13 protein-coding genes and 2 tRNA genes are annotated in these 15,268 nt (G+C 61.4%); 11 read left to right on the top strand and 4 right to left on the bottom strand.

Going from position 1 to position 15,268, the window contains the following annotated elements:
* The first annotated feature begins 166 nt into the window (after window positions 1-166).
* From VN934_12370 to VN934_12360, 3 genes are all read left to right on the top strand, one after another.
* Window positions 167-2,446: a DUF1573 domain-containing protein gene (locus tag VN934_12370; GenBank protein ID HXM19585.1), complete on the top strand. Its 2,280-nt coding sequence runs from the start codon at window positions 167-169 to the stop codon at window positions 2,444-2,446.
* An 8-nt stretch (window positions 2,447-2,454) separates the two neighbouring features.
* Window positions 2,455-3,828: a hypothetical protein gene (locus tag VN934_12365; GenBank protein ID HXM19584.1), complete on the top strand. Its 1,374-nt coding sequence runs from the start codon at window positions 2,455-2,457 to the stop codon at window positions 3,826-3,828.
* A gap of 90 nt (window positions 3,829-3,918) precedes the next feature.
* Complete coding sequence (locus VN934_12360) at window positions 3,919-4,308, top strand: DUF427 domain-containing protein (protein ID HXM19583.1); 390 nt, start codon at window positions 3,919-3,921, stop codon at window positions 4,306-4,308.
* Here the strand turns inward: VN934_12360 and VN934_12355 are convergent.
* Window positions 4,305-4,820, bottom strand: a complete 516-nt coding sequence (locus VN934_12355) for a hemerythrin domain-containing protein (GenBank protein ID HXM19582.1) — start codon at window positions 4,818-4,820, stop codon at window positions 4,305-4,307. The genes VN934_12360 and VN934_12355 overlap by 4 nt on opposite strands.
* Before the next feature lie 109 nt (window positions 4,821-4,929).
* On the opposite strand from VN934_12355, the gene VN934_12350 reads away from it, so the two are divergent.
* Complete coding sequence (locus VN934_12350) at window positions 4,930-5,343, top strand: VOC family protein (protein ID HXM19581.1); 414 nt, start codon at window positions 4,930-4,932, stop codon at window positions 5,341-5,343.
* 9 nt (window positions 5,344-5,352) lie between these two features.
* Here the strand turns inward: VN934_12350 and VN934_12345 are convergent, their stop codons facing one another.
* The gene (locus tag VN934_12345; protein ID HXM19580.1) at window positions 5,353-6,015 is read right to left on the bottom strand and encodes a cation transporter; all 663 of its coding nucleotides are present in this window, start codon (window positions 6,013-6,015) and stop codon (window positions 5,353-5,355) included.
* Between the two features lie 24 nt (window positions 6,016-6,039).
* Here VN934_12345 and VN934_12340 point away from each other — a divergent pair, with 24 nt between their 5' ends.
* Window positions 6,040-6,741, top strand: a complete 702-nt coding sequence (locus VN934_12340) for a metal-dependent transcriptional regulator (protein ID HXM19579.1) — start codon at window positions 6,040-6,042, stop codon at window positions 6,739-6,741.
* Entirely contained in the window at window positions 6,738-8,036 is a 1,299-nt protein-coding gene (locus tag VN934_12335) for an Nramp family divalent metal transporter (GenBank protein ID HXM19578.1), read from the top strand. The genes VN934_12340 and VN934_12335 overlap by 4 nt, the downstream gene beginning before the upstream one ends.
* 2 nt (window positions 8,037-8,038) lie before the next feature.
* Here VN934_12335 and VN934_12330 read toward each other — a convergent pair whose 3' ends face one another.
* On the bottom strand, window positions 8,039-11,710 hold the full coding sequence (locus VN934_12330; GenBank protein HXM19577.1) for a TonB-dependent receptor: 3,672 nt from the start codon (window positions 11,708-11,710) through the stop codon (window positions 8,039-8,041).
* 215 nt (window positions 11,711-11,925) lie between these two features.
* On the opposite strand from VN934_12330, the gene VN934_12325 reads away from it, so the two are divergent.
* The 5 genes from VN934_12325 (at window position 11,926) to VN934_12305 (ending at window position 14,429) form a co-directional block, all read left to right on the top strand.
* Window positions 11,926-11,998, top strand: a tRNA-Phe gene (locus VN934_12325).
* Between the two features lie 59 nt (window positions 11,999-12,057).
* Window positions 12,058-12,375 (top strand): cupin domain-containing protein, encoded by a 318-nt coding sequence (locus VN934_12320; protein ID HXM19576.1) that lies wholly within the window; start codon window positions 12,058-12,060, stop codon window positions 12,373-12,375.
* Window positions 12,376-13,248: an NAD(P)-binding domain-containing protein gene (locus VN934_12315; GenBank protein ID HXM19575.1), complete on the top strand. Its 873-nt coding sequence runs from the start codon at window positions 12,376-12,378 to the stop codon at window positions 13,246-13,248.
* 102 nt (window positions 13,249-13,350) lie between these two features.
* A complete protein-coding gene (locus tag VN934_12310) occupies window positions 13,351-14,331 on the top strand; it encodes a pyridoxal-phosphate dependent enzyme (protein HXM19574.1) in 981 nt (326 codons plus the stop codon).
* Between the two features lie 22 nt (window positions 14,332-14,353).
* Window positions 14,354-14,429, top strand: a tRNA-Gly gene (locus tag VN934_12305).
* Between the two features lie 100 nt (window positions 14,430-14,529).
* Here VN934_12305 and VN934_12300 read toward each other — a convergent pair.
* On the bottom strand, window positions 14,530-14,715 hold the full coding sequence (locus VN934_12300) for a tyrosine-type recombinase/integrase (protein ID HXM19573.1): 186 nt from the start codon (window positions 14,713-14,715) through the stop codon (window positions 14,530-14,532).
* Window positions 14,716-15,268 lie beyond the last annotated feature (553 nt).

Raw genomic sequence — 15,268 nt, 5'->3', positions numbered from 1 at the left:
GCCGACGTCCTTCCACGATTTGCTGATCCCGCGCCTGGAGCCGCCGAGTGTCCTCTCAACGCTCGCCCATCACCGCGGGAGGGATTCCCACGCCCAGCGTTTCAAGACGACGTCAGGTCCAAGGACATCGGCGCCTCTAAGCACTACGTGTAGCGGGGGTTACGCGATGCGACGTCTGATTTGGTGCTACGCACTCGCCTTTGCTGTTGTTGGTCCCTTGCTATTTCTTGCTCCGGCGAACGCCCTCGCATCCGGTCCGACCCCGCCTTTTACCCAATGCCCTGCCATCGGCGCCGACTTGAGCTGTGGCGTGCTCGTCGTGATCGACGATAAGGGGCGCGTCACAGGTTACTACGATCCCAGCCAGGGACCATATGACGGCGGCGACGACACGCTCGTCGGCATCATCAACAAATCGCACGCCACCGTGACAAGCATTCCACTGAGCGGCCCTGATATTTTCGGTTTCGACGGCGACGGACTGTGCACGTACATTTTGTGCACATGGCCGAATCCGACGGGGTACGAAGGACCGAAGAACACATTCACCGTCACGGACGCAAGCGACGGTTTCGTCAATTTTCCAGGCGGCCTCGCCCCTGGCGCAAGCACGTACTTCTCACTGGAAGGCCCAACGCCGTTTGTTCCATGGGTCGTCGTCCATCCAAGCAATCTCGACCACTTGGACGTCACTCCCAACACAGACCACGGCGGCCTGGATTTCGGAAACCTGGAATCCGGGTTGATGCACGAGCAGACGCTGACAATCACCAACGGCGGCAACACACCGCTGAAAATCAGCAGCGCCACAATACCCGGCAGCGTCTTCAAAGTCGTGCTGGGTCCGAGTACCACGTGCGTCAACGCAAGCGGAACGGTTGTTTCCGTCGATCCTGATGACTCGTGCACCATTCAAGTCTCTTTCACGGCGACGCACATGGGTCTGGTCGAAGAGACCGGCGAGCTGACTCTCACCGACAATGCTACCGATAGCCCGCAATACGTATCGCTACGCGGCACTACGACATTGCACAATCTGCTCGATGGTCAGGTCGGCGAGGAACAAGGCTCACACTATCCCCTGACCAGCCCATGCAAAGCGCATACCGTCATTTTCGGCAAGACGGTCGGTTGGGGGCTTCTCTCTCCCCCGCCGGTTGTCGCGCCGGAAACGCTCGAAGGTCAGGTTGTCGAAGGGCACATCGCAACCGAAGACGCGACGCATGTACCGGTCCTGGGACCGGACTCCTTGCACTTCGCAGCGGACTACAACTTCTTCGTCTACCCCGACCAAGGCTACCGAAAACTGCTGAAGCACGGCAACTTCTTGGTGACCAGCGAGTACACGCCGAGTGAAGTCGGACGCCTCGAGGTGGAATGGGAGCGCGCCGGCCATGGGCATGATGGGTTGCCTGAGTGGGCATGGCCGACCGTCGGAGACAAAGTCAAGGTCGTCGGCTGGCACATCCTCGATTGCAGCCACGGCAAGCCCAACTACCGAACTGAGATTCACCCCCCGCTGTTCGTCGCCACGTATCGAAATGCGGCGCTCGCGCCGCTCGGCGGCTGGAACGGGCGGCTGGGAAGTTCTGACCCCTCAGACAATCACGAGGCGACGCACGTCGATGTCTTTGCCTCGAGCTACGGCGGCGGCGCGTTCGGAATCGAGTTCGGCCACCCCGGACTAACGCATCAACCCGTCAGCGTCCCCACCTACACATTCGACGTGATGGCGCCGCCCAGGCCCAGCGCGACCGCCGTGCTTGCACCTCCTGGCGTGAAGCAGATGCAAGGCGCTCCTGGACCGCTCACCTGGACGCCGACACCCGACGGGCGAGGCTATACCTTCACACTAAAATTCCCGTCGAGCACAGGGACTGTCGTTTCGGGCGGGGGTGCCGTTTCCGTTTCGGAGGTTTTCGGCGCTCGAATCAGCGTGAGGTGGACCGATAAGAACGCGCCAGCCATCAAGAATCTCCACATCTTCAAAGTCCAACCGCTCTCGCTGCACGTCATTAAAAACCTCGCGACGATCGGATCGGCACCGTGGGGACTATACGCCTACGTGAATGAGGAGCAGCGCGGCAGTCTGCTCTTCGGCGGTGGCTTCAACTCCAATCACGAATCGTACATGGACGTGCACAACAAAGATGACATCGATTTGAGCAGCACAGCTCCGTTCGAGGTGACGGTGGTCGACAATCAACCGCTCCACATCTCGTTCCGCGTGACGTACTTCAACGCGTCGCGCTTCCTGTGCACCAGCTGTGGCGGTGGCGATTCCGCGGGAACGGCCTCCCAGTTCTACGATCCAAGCTTGCTGTCGGCCACGCAGGACCCCACGCTGACTGGCAGCGCGGACCTTGCCGGCCACCTTGGTAAAGATGAGTGGAGCAGCGGTTGTCCCTGCTTTGATATAAAGTTCAAGATCACGAAGGTCAAGTAGCAATGTCGATGAGATTACCTCTCGCGATTCCACTGGCGGCCCTGCTCTTGGTGACGGCAATTCCGGCCACTGCGGACGCTCCACCAACTGCGCGCCACGAGACGCACAAAGAGGGCGCATACGACGTCGAGACGACGATATGGGATTACGTCGCCGGGGACTGTCATCTTCACGAAGATAACTCGCGATACACGCATCTCGGCGCGTTCGTGAAGAATATCCGCAGCATCGCGACCACATGCGGCACGCGTACGTACACGTTCCATTCGACACTTGCGGCGATCGCAAACGGGAGAAACCACAAAGACGAGCAGTCCATGGACAACGACCCGTCGACGTGTTCGAGCCTTACCCACATCGAGTCCGGCGACTTCGTGCGAACCCAAGAGATCACTGGACAACGGACGATCACGAAGGTCCTAAGCGGCGTCGCACAGCCTCCCAGCCGAGCGATCTACAAGAACGGCAAGTGGGTCACGGTGAGCGGCGGCGGACCCGCTCAGCCGCGCAGCGGCGGCAGCGCGTGTCCCGTCACGCCTGTCGCTGGTGAGGATGGCGGCTACGGACCAGGCGTGACGATGCTGCCTCCGTACGCTGGCTCAGGTTCGCTCATCGCCGTTCAGCTCACGCCCGGCGAAGGTGGCGCGCAAGGCGTCTTAGTGGTGACGGAAGACCAGCAGCACAATAAGAACTACCAACGCCACAAACCAAATACCATTGGACAACTTCTCATCGACGTCGCGATCGGCACTGCGGCGGTCGAATTGGTGAAGCGCATCGACGAGCACGGTGCACCGGACGTCCTCTCCCGTAGCACCGTCGGGAACCCGGTACATATTCCGGGCACCGACGTGGTTGCGAATCCGTCTTCCAGCGGGCCGAGCATTCTCGAGTGCACATCTTCGGCACAACCCGGTGACCTCGTAACCGTGCACATCGCTCGCAACGATCCGCTAACGACGCAATTCTCGCTCGACGGCCGGCAGATCACCCCGCTCGGCGTTTCCGACAACAGCGCGCTCTTTCAGATTCCAGTCGGCACATCGCTCGCGAATCATGCGCTCGTTATGGAATCGGGCGGTCAGCAAAGCAAGGCCCTGAACCTAGCTATCGTCAAGCTCACATCTGAGCCGGTTGCGCCGTCTACACCCGGCGTCGTGCAAACGGTGAAGGTGCATGTCGAAGGGCTCGCTCCCGGCGCACAAGCAACGATGTTCTTTGAAGTTGGCGGCGCAGCGACGATGCTCGACGGAAGTACGACCGCCTCGGCTCCGGTCATCAACGGAGTTGCTATAGTACAGATGCGCGGCACGCATGCGGGCCAAGCCCTCCTGCGCTTCCATCTAAGCGTCAAGAATCCACAATTCATCACCGGCCCTTAACGCACAACGCACCAGCGGGCGTGCGCCTAGCGAGCACTAACCTTTAGGTGCGTACTTGCGATAAGTTAGTATTGCTGGTACAGTCCTGCTATGGCAGCCGAAGGCGTCAAGGTTCAGAAGGAACCTAGCCCCGATCATCCCATAGCAATCGAACCCACCCCGGGGCGCGTGGTCGTGAGGATGAACGGCAGGGTGATCGCAGATTCAAATGCGGGCCTAGAGCTTTGCGAAGCGGATTATCCGGCGGTCCAATACGTTCCGCGGAAAGACGTGAACATGTCGCTGCTTGAGCGGTCCACCCATGTTACGTACTGCCCGTACAAAGGCGATTGCTCGTACTTCGACATTGTAATCGGCGGATTGCGCTCGAAAAACGCAGTGTGGACTTATGAAAACCCGTTTCCCGCCGTGGCCGCGATCAGGGGGCACCTTGCCTTCTATCCCGAGCGCGTGGACAGCGTCGAAACGGACGACACCTAGATCCCTTGCGTCCGGCGCAATGTCGGGCCGACGTTCAGTTCCTCGTAGTCGAGGTGCTCGAGGAGACGTTCGCCGAGCACGGTCAGCGTGTCGGCGATGCTGCGCCGCACGGCATCGCTATCGATCTTGGTGAGGACGTCGGCGCCTTCTTCGACTGCATCCAATAAATCGGAAACCTTGCGATGGTCGTCTTCAAGTTTGTCGACTACCGGATTAAGGGCAGGATTGGCGGCTCGCAGCGACGGGAAAAAGGCAGCGTCTTCGAGGTTGTGGTGCGAGTGGACAAAACGGCAGTAGCGCAGACATCCCACCTTGAGCTGCCATAGCTTGCTATCCCGCTTAAGGTCCTTAATCTCGGCCGTCACCTCGTGAGCCGGCATGCTGGTCGCGATGTCGGCCGCAAGCTGGCGTACCGTTGCAAGATCATGGCGGATCATACCGTGGATCCACACCAGCTCTTCAAAAAGCGCGCGCCCCAGCCCCGTTTCCGGCTTCTCTTCGAAGGTGCTCATGTGAAATATATTCGCCTTTGTGCTGATGAGCAACTTTTCATAGAGGCACGGGGTGAATGGGCGCGGAACCCGCACGTCCCTCACTCAAAACCGAACAGGAGAACCACGCATGGAATTCGTGCCCTATCTTTTCATCACCGGCGGCCGATGCGAAGAGGCCCTCAATTTCTATAAGCGCATTTTCGGCGGGGAGATCGGCCAAATCATGCGTTGGAAAGAAGCGCCGGCGGAAATGGGTCTGCCGGCAGAGCTGGGCAACAGGATAATGCATTCCACCTTCACCTCGCCCGCTGTCAAATTCATGGCGTCGGACGCTCAGCCGACTACGCAATACGGCGATGGCGCCATATCCCTCTCGCTCGGCACGAAAGACGTGAGCGAAGCCAAGCGACTCTTCGACGCTCTCTCTCAAGGCGGTAAGGTCGAGGTGCCGTTGGAGAAGGCTTTCTGGGGCGCGATGTTCGGCATGTTCACCGACAAATACGGCATTGACTGGATGGTCAATGGCCAGTTGGAGCAATAACTCCATCGATCAGCAGCAGCGGATGCCTTGCCACGCCTCGCGGCCCTCTTGAACCAGGAACGCGACGATTGCGAGCGATGCCACGGCATCTGCCCACCACGCTCCGAACCAAGCTTGAAGCGCAATTCCGCCAAGCACGGCGACAGCCAGATACCAACAGGCGGTTCCCTGCGCGGCGTCAGCGCGCAGGGCGCCGCTATCGAGCGCCGCGGATAATCTGCGTTTGGCGTTCGCCAAGGCGATCATGATGGGTATCGAGACGATCGTCACCGCCAGTCCGAGCACGGATACGGCTTCGCCGGTGTGAGCAAACAGTTTCAGCACGGCCGCGACGCCGACGTACACCGCCAAGGCGAAGAGCAGAACGGCCGTGATGCGCGCAGCGCTGCGCTCGACCCGCTCGGTGCGCTGACATTCGGCATCCTCGCAGTGATGCTCGAGTTCGCTGCGCAGCCGCCATACGAGCACGCTCGCCGAAGCGAGTTCGACGCCGCTGTCAAGCCCGAATGCCAAGAGCGAGAGACTACCCGCTGTGAGGGCGGCCCACAGCGCCGCCCCGGCTTCGACCACCATCCACGCTAGGGTGATCCATTCCAAAACCAGCGCCTGACGCAGCGCCGGCGCGCGCCGTTGAAGGACCGCCGTGGACGGGGCGGCAGGAGCTTGTTCCAAGGCGTCCGTATTTCTTGTTAACCAATGTTAACACCTGGGGCGAGGCCGGATAGATCCCCGGAACGAGCACGCCAAGACTATGTCAAGGCGATCTATCAGCTCGGCAACGACTCGCCGGTGGCCGGTGCGGATCTCGCGCGCTACCTGACCGTCTCACGCGCCGCGGTCACGAAGTCGCGGCGCCTGTTAGAAAAAGAAGGGCTCGTGAAGCGCGCCGCGTCGCGCGTCGAGCGCATCGAGCTCACCGAGCGTGGCCGGCGCTTGGCGCTTAGTTTGATGCGGCGGCATCGCCTGATCGAGACGTTTCTCCACCGAACGCTGCACGTGCCCTTGGACGACCTGCACCCCCAAGCCGAAGCGATCGAGCACGTCATCTCCGATGACGTCGCCGAGCGGCTGGCACGCTTCCTGCGCAATCCTCGCGTTGATCCGCACGGGCATCCCATCGTGACTGCCGGCCAGGGTGCGGGCCGCTCGCGGAGTCAGTCGCTGGCCGACGTCAAACCGGGAACCCGCATCCGAGTCGACAGCATTCCGGATCGAGACGCAAGCGTCGTCCGGCAGTTGTCCGCGCAGGGTGTGTTGCCCGGTCACAAAGCGACCGTCACCGGCCGCGAGAAAGGCTCGATCAGGATCCTTAGCGCACGAGGCGCCAGCCTGATAGCGCCAAGCGTAGCCGCCTCGATCATGATCGCGATCGAAAAGCCGCGAAAGTCCACGCGATGAGCGGCGCGGACCTTGCCACGCTCGATCCGCTGAGCGAGCGCACGCGCGCCGCCGCCAGAGAAGTCTTGGAGGGTCGCCGCAAAGGGCTCATGGCCTTGCTGCCGTTTGCAGGACCCGCATTCATCGCTTCGGTCGCATACATGGATCCCGGCAACTTCGCGACCAACGTTCAAGGCGGCTCGGCGTTCGGCTACAAGCTGCTATGGGTGGTGGTGTTCGCGAATCTCTCAGCGATGCTGTTCCAAGCCCTCTCCGCGAAGCTCGGCATCGTGACCGGCAAAAACCTGCCCGAAGTCTGCCGCGAGCGCTTCTCCAAGCCCACGGCGATATCGATGTGGCTCGTGAGCGAGGTCGGGGCGATGGCGACCGATCTTGCCGAATTCCTCGGCGCGAGCATCGGGATCAACCTCTTGTTCCACATCCCGCTGCTCGTCGGCGTCATCATCACCGGCATCGCGACCTACGCCATCCTGCTCATGCAGTCGACGGGTTTTCGCAGGATCGAAGCGCTCATCACAGGGCTCGTCGGGATCATCGCGGTCTGCTACGTCGTGGAGACCTTGCTCGCGCGACCCGACTGGGGCCAGATCGCGTATCACTCGGTCGTGCCGTGGCTGGGAAGTCCCACCGCTTTGCTCCTCGCGGTCGGCATCATCGGCGCGACCGTCATGCCCCACGCCGTCTACTTGCACTCAAGCTTGACGCAGGACCGGATCGTCCCCGGCAATCGAGACGAGATGGCGACGGTCATCAGATTCTCGAACATCGACGTGCTCATCGCGCTCGGGATCGCGGGCATCGTCAATCTTGCGATGATGTATATGGCCGCCGCGGTGTTCCATTTCGGCGGCCACCCCGGCGTTGCGACGATCGAATCAGCCTACCAAACGCTGACGCCGCTGCTCGGATCGGCGGCGGCGGCAGTATTTCTGTTATCGTTGATGGCCTCGGGGATATCCAGTTCGGTCGTCGGCACGATGGCCGGTCAGGTCATCATGCAGGGCTTCGTAGGGTTCACGGTCCCGATGTGGGTTCGCCGGCTGGTTACGATGATTCCGACTGTCATCGTTGTCGCCATCGGCGTCAACACGACTCAGGCGCTGGTGCTCAGCCAGGTGGTCCTCAGTCTGGTCCTGCCGCTGCCGATCGTCGTTTTGCTGCTCTTCACCAACAAGAGGTCGATCATGGGCGACGCGATCACGAGGCCGCTGATGCGCACGCTCGGCATCGCCGCTGCAGTCGTCATCATCGGCCTCAATCTCGTGTTGATCTGGCAGACGCTCAGAGGTACGTAAGCCTACATCTTGATCTTCAGGGCCAAGTAGTACGCCGTCGGTGACGTGCCGAAGTACTGCTGATACGGGTATTGCACGAACGGCTGGAAGGTCGCGCCCGGATTGTAGACGTTGCCTACCGAGGGCACCAATCCGCCGTATCCAGGCAAGCTGTACGAACACACGCGATGATCCGCCAGCGCCGTCCACGGGCGCACGTCGCCGCCGAAGCACGTGTCGATGATGTTGGCGACGTTGAGCGTGAGCGACATGTGCGCCGACATCTCATAGCTCAACTGCAGGTGTCCGAGCAGTTGGCTTGGATTGCGGAACGCTCCGAGATTGTCGAACACCTTCGTGTACGGGTTTGGAATCGACGTCAGCGTCCCCGAGCAATTCAGGGCGTCGAATGCTGCGCCGCCAGGCGCGCCGTAGGGATAGCGTGGATCGGTGGCGATGGGTGTGGCAACGGCGGAGATACCGCACGTGGCCGGGTCGATGCCCGATGTCTCAAGCGGCGCGCCGTAACGTGTTCCGGTGAAGTACTGCAGTGACGGCGTGATCGCAAAGCGGTCGTGCTTGTAGGAGAGCAGCAGCGTCGCCGTCGTCGGCCAGACATAGCCATTCGCGGACGACTGGAATCCTCCGGGCAGCGTGCTGTACGGTTCGTACTGCGCGTTCGGATCGAAGAGCGGCTGAGCCGGGGCGTTCCAGTACGGATTGGCGATCGCATTGGGGGTGGCGCACGTCGGATCGGGCGTCCCCGGAGACGCTCCATCGTAACACGCCACATCGAAGGGCGCCGGCGCCGCCAAGTTGCCGCAGCGCGCATCTGCGAAGTTCGTCGAGCAGAATTTGGTGTACTGATTGTAGCCAGGGGTTTGAGCATCGCCGGAAATCGCGAGATTGATCGTGTCGAGGACGGTCCCGCCGCTCGACAGCTTGCTGAACGTCTCGTAGCTGTGCGTGAACGCCATCGAGAATATGGCGGAGAGACCGTCGCGGCTGAAGTCGCCCTTGTTGAGTTCGAACTCCACACCGGTCGCCACTTGACTGCCGGCGTTCAGGCCGGATACGAAGTTGGTCTTTTGGTCCAAGAAGAAGTTGGCGAGCTGCCCGTTCGTCTTGCGATAAAACGGAGTCAGTTTGAAGCTGACGTCGCTGTTGCGGAAATGGTGCTCGAGGGAGACGTCGTAGTTGTAGGAGACCTCCGGTCCGACCGGGTGGCTCGTGCCGGTGAATCCATATTTGTAGAACGTCGGGCCAAGGAAGCCCGGCAGGTCCTGGTCGAGGATGTTGTACTGCGTGTAGGCAGAGCTCGGGGCTTCAGCGTACTTGCCCGCCGAGAAGCGCAGGACCGTGTCCGGCGTCAGCGAGTACGTCCCGCCAAGACGCGGCTGCCATACCGTGCTGGCGATAGTGGCGCCTGGCTGGTTGAAGAGCGTCGCCGGGATCTGGCCGACTGGGCACGCCGCCGTCGGGTCGGTCTTGAAGGTCGGGGAGACGCCAGGGATCGGAGGCGCGCACGCCTCTTTATTCCACGCGCTGAACCAGAAATCGCGAGCGCCGCCGCTCGTGTCGCTTCCTTTGAAGGCAAAGCGGTCGTAACGAAGGCCGAAGTTGAACGTCAGCCGGTCGCTTGGGCGCCATTGGTCGGTGATGGATGCCGAGGTGAAAAGCGGCTTCTGATTGTTCGCGCCGCCCGTAAAGCCGTTCTCCGCGACGAACCATTGACACGGACCCGACCCGCAAGTGTCGCCGGCAAGGCTGGGGATCACTCCGTTCTGCGCGTCGTTGAGCGAGGCCCATTGAAGTAGATCGAACGAGCCAGCGCCGCCGGCGTCGGCCTTGGCATTATAGCACGAAATCGGCGTCGCCGCCGGCGCCGTGGTCAAGTCGTAGCACACGCCGTTTTTCGGGTGCGTCGAATCGACCACGTAGGCAAACGGGAACGTACCGAAATTGTTGAACATCGTGAAGTTGTTCATGCGATAGTTGGTCGCGCCGATGACCGCGGCTTGCAGCGTCAACAGGTGCTGCGAGTTGAATTGGTTCGCAAAGGTCGCGCTCACCCCGTGCGTGTGGTTGGAGAGTTCGTAGTCGGCGCTCGCCGGCGCGATGAAGCTCTGCCACGCGCCGTTGGGGCCGTTGTTATACCAATCCGAGTAGTAGGTATAACCATAGATCCGTAGATACGAAGAAGGACTGAAGTTGCGCTGATACTGCAGTTTGTAGATGCCCTGACCGTTGGAACCGCCGTCACGATGGCTCGGATCGACGAGCGTCGTCAATGGTTGATTGGGGAAGGCGTAGTTCACCGTCAAGGCTTGATAGTTCGTCGCCAGCTGCGTATCAACGGCGCCTTTGTACACGATCCCTTGGACCAACGGCCAGCCCGCGCACGGAGCCGTACCCCCACTTTCGGTTGGGCAAGTAACTGGGGGGCTACTGGCGGCGTTGACCATCTGGACGAAGGGGATGCCCCAGTCCATCGCCGAGCCGTAATAGGTCGTGAACAGTTCCGAGGCGTCGTAGAGGACTTGGATATCGTCCTTGCCCGAGTCACGGTGATGCGGGATGCCGATGTGGAAATTGAATATGTTCTCGCGGTCGGAGATGCGCGAGGCGGCTAGGTTGTTCTGCAGCGCCACGTTGAACGGCCCCAGGAACCAGCCTCCGGGCCCGACGCCCGTCGGGTAGCAGGAAGCGAAATTCAAGTTCGTCGCATCGCCCGGGCAAGGCATTTGCCCGTAGGGCGCACCCCAAAGCGAACTCAAAGCCGCGCCGTTGGAGTTGTCGACCACGCGCTGATCCGCATCGGCCAAGCCGATGCCGACGAAGTATGCGAAATTGCGGTCGGGCGTCGCGCCCCCGACTTCGAAACTCGCCTTGTTGTACAACACCGGTGAACCAACACCGAGGTCGAGGCTCGAAAAACCGGGATAGGTCCCGCTCTTGATGACCTGGTTGATGAATCCTGACAGACCCTGTGATTCCGAGTTGGCGGGCGTCGCGCCGGTGTACACCTGCAGTTCTTGCTGCCCGAGCGTCGCGGCGTTGGTGGTCGGATAGTTGTCATAGGAACGGAGCACGGGAACGCCGTCAAATTCGTAGCCGACTTGATCCACGTCACCGCCACGGATATGGATCGCCTGGAACCAGCCGGACTGACCCGGCGGCACGACCGCTCCGGGCACAGCGGCGATGGCGCTGTACGCGCTGTCGAGCCCGCCGCCGCCGCCGAGCGCCGATGCCTTTGCTTGCGTGACCGCATTGACGGAATACACGTCGGCGGTCGTTCCCGGTTTAACCAGCGAGCCGGCGGACCTCACCGTTACCGTGCCAAGGGTTCGGATCGCCGGACGAAGCGCTATCGTGAGCGTGACCGTGTTGTCGGCGATGACGGTAACGCCCGGTTGGCTGGTGGGCTCAAAGCCGTCTTTCGAAGCGGTGACGAGGTAAGTATCGGGCGTCATGGAGATCATCGCAAATCTGCCTTGCGCGTCGGTCGTCGTCGATTGATTGCCCGACGGCGAAGTTGCCGTCACCTTTGCGCCGGCGACGGCGGCGCCGTTTTCAGTCGTGACCTTGCCGGCCAACTCGCCTGTCGTACCGGCGCTTGCGGACTGCCATCCGCACACAAGCATGCACAGCGCCACAAGAACGGCGCTCACCAACCGCACTGGATCTCGCATCGGCTGACTCCTCGCCCTGAAAAATAGCGTTCAGCGCTGCACGCAACAGCGTGCAGACCACTGGAATGAGCCGTTGGTTCTCAAAGCCGGGCGAGAAACCCCCGAGGATTTGTTAGGCGACCCCCGCCATTTTTCAGGGAAAGATTAGAGAGGCCGGGCGGGGCGGCGCCAAGAAAAAGGGCCCTTCGCATGCCCGTGCGCTACTAAAAACGCCGGCCGAGATAGCTCAGTTGGTAGAGCACAGGTCTGAAAAACCTGGTGTCGCCAGTTCGATTCTGGCTCTCGGCATACTCGGAACCCGAGGCCCTGGCCCTTAAGCCCGGGCCTCGGCCCTTCTCCGGAGTCGCATGGAAACAAGCATTGTCGCGAAAGCGGCGGATCATCCGCGCGTGGCGGGCGACGCCGCGCTGCTCTTAGCGCGCGGATCGGCCTCGGTCATGTACTACGTACCCCGTGGAACCGATACGCAGCAGCCCCACGAACAAGACGAGTTGTATATCGTCGATCGCGGCTCAGGCTGGTTCGTGACGCCCGACGGGCGGGTTCAGGTAGGTCCGGGCGACGCGATTTTCATCGCAGCGCGGGCAGTGCATCGTTTTGAGGACTTCAGCGACGACTTCGGCACGTGGGTCGTGTTCTATGGGCCTAAGGGAGGCGAGCAGTAGATGGCGACGATCGCATTTTTCGGCATGGGCATGATGGGTGCCCCGATGGCAGCGCGCTTGCGCAGCGCGGGCCACGACGTGCGCGTGTGGAACAGGACTCTTTCTAAGGCGCAAGCGTGGGCGCGAGATGGGGGCACTGCGTGCGCAACGCCGGCCGAGGCGGCGGCCAGCGCCGGCGCGATTCACCTGATGCTCGCAGATGACGCAGCGGTCGAAGCCGCGCTCGATGCGGCGCTGCGCTCCACTCAAGCCGGACAAACCAAGGCGCTCATCGTGGATCATTCGACGGTCTCGGTCGCCGGGGCGCGAGCGCGTGCGGCGCGACTGAAGTCGCTCGGTCATTCGTTCCTAAGCGCGCCGGTCTTCGGATCGCCTGCAAATGTCGGCAAGGGAGAGGGCCTGATGCTCGTGGCCGGCGATAAGGCCGCGTATGACGGCGATGCTGCGACGCTGCATCAGATCATCGAACGCCACTGGTACATCTCAGAGGACAATTCCGAAGCCAACGCGTTCAAGCTCATGGGGAACTCGATGCTCGTCGGCATAACGTCCGCGCTCAACGAGTTCTACACCATCGCCAAAGGATGCGGCATCGACGCGCAGCGCGCTTTCGGTTTTTTCGATCAGTTCGATCCGAGCGGCACGATCAAGTTGCGCGGCGCGCGCATGGCCAAGGGGGACTATGCTCCGTCGTTCACGCTGGCCATGGTGGAAAAAGACGTGCGCTTGATGATCGAGGCTGCGGCGCTGGGCGGGCTGCCCCTCCCCGCGCTTGAAGCGATCCGGAAGAAGCTGCAAAGGCAGATCGAGGCCGGGCACGGCAACCTCGATCTGGCCGCGATGAACTACGACATCGTCCCGCCACCAAAATAACACGAGCGCGACCTAAAGGTCGCGCTCCACACCCCGGGTTAGCAGGACCTGAAGGTCCTGCTCCACACCCTAGTGCCCTTTCATTAATGTCATGCGTGGGGCATGCCGGACTTTGCTCCGGCGACCTCCAACCACACCCGCGTGCTTCCGCTGCCAACGCCCGAGATCGCACGCGCCGCGCGACAGCGCATCGCGAACTACGTGCGCCGTACTCCTACGGTTGCCGCCGGCGGCACCGCGTACAAATTCGAGTTTCAGCAAGTCACCGGCTCGTTCAAGCCACGCGGCGCGTTCAACGCCGCGCTGCAACTGGATGCCGCTGCGCGCGAACGCGGCATCGTCGGTGTGAGCGGCGGCAACCACGGGCTCGCGATCGCCCATGTCGGCAAACGGCTGGGCATTCACGCGACCGTGCTCATGCCGCAAACCACGCCGCCTTTTGTGGTGGAGCGCGCCCGCGCCGACGGCGCCGAGGTGGTGCTCACCGCCACTATCGCCGAGGCGTTCAAGACGGCGCACGAGCGACAAGCTGACGGTCAGGCCTTGATCCATCCGTTCGACAACGAGCACGTGATGGCCGGGCAAGGCACGATCGGCTTGGAATTGCTCGAGGACCTGCCCGACCTCGCAACGCTCGTGATCTCGATCGGCGGCGGCGGCTTGATCTCCGGCATCGCATCGGTCGTCAAAGCGATGCGCCCGGAGGTCAAGATCTACGGCGTCGAGACGGAAGGCGCTGATGCGATGCGCAAGGCGCTGGACGCAGGCTGGCCCGTCACCTTGCCCGCGATCACCTCCATCGCCCGTACGCTCGGCGCACCAAGCGTCAGCGATACGACGCTGGCCGCCACGAAGGCGCTGGCGGAAGACGTCGTCGTGGTATCAGATGCGGAAGCGGTGCGCTCGATTCTCGAGATCCAAGATCAACTCAACGTGAGCGTGGAACCGGCGGCGTCGTGTTGCAATGCCGCGCTTCGTTTGGGCCGAATACCCCGCGCGGCCGCCGGCACAACTGCCGTGCTGCTATGCGGCGGCAACGTGACGTCCGAGGAGGTCGCCGCGTGGCGGGAGGCGTTCCTCTAACCGACGAACGCGAACTCTCCGAGCGGGAGTAGCTCAATTGGTAGAGCATCAGCTTCCCAAGCTGAGGGTCGCGGGTTCGAGACCCGTCTCCCGCTCCAATCAAAACCCTTGCAGTACAAGGCTTTGCAAGGGTTTTATTTTTTTGGAGCTCTAGCAGAAAGAGCCTACTGTAGCCTAATTGTAGCCAATCTCCCCAATTCAGGCCTCACAGGCAGCTCCAAGCAGCTCGTCCATCTTGACGGCGGCGTCTCGTTGCAACGTTGGAATGCTATGCGAATACGTATCCAACGTGAGGGCGATACTCGCATGTCCAAGCCGCTCCTGGACGACCTTCGGGTGTATGCCCTGCGACAGCATCAGCGTTGCGGCGGTGTGCCGAAGCACCCCTTCTAGTCAAATGCCCGGAGGCGGTGCCCTCACGAATCAGAACGGCGCAACGGGGAGCGGTAACTGGATAGATCGATCCTTATTCGCCACTCGGGTGCTGGCCGATGCGTGCTGGCGCTGCGCAGTTTTGCTCTTAACAGGCCAGCGGATACCGAACTACCAAAGCCTCTCGGTGGGTTTTGGAGTCGTTGCTACCGTCTCTTTGAATGTTGATACAGCATCTACCTACCTCAGTTTTAGCGGATTGACGCTTGAACCCGGTGCGTCTGGAGTGTATGGATTTACGGGATTAGAGAATAACTCGGCGCAGGCCATCTTGGATAGCGACACCACGAAGAACGTCAATGCGACCGTCTATGGCTTAAACGAGGGGCTGACTTTCGACAGCAATAACCATGTTGCCCAGGAGGTTGGGGTTGCATGGCCCCTGTGGGGATTTGGGATTACTGGTACATTTTGGTCAGGTCGGCTCCGATAGCATCTGGGGCGCTCCTCCTGTGACGGGTACCTAATGGCTCTCTATTGCTGTTCTCGATTCAATTGGGTGACT

This window comes from Candidatus Tumulicola sp. (assembly GCA_035601835.1).
Taxonomy (GTDB): Bacteria; Vulcanimicrobiota; Vulcanimicrobiia; order Eremiobacterales; family Eremiobacteraceae; genus DATNNM01.
The sequence above is the reverse complement of the archived record's forward strand: the minus strand, read 5'-3'. Positions and strand labels throughout refer to the sequence as shown.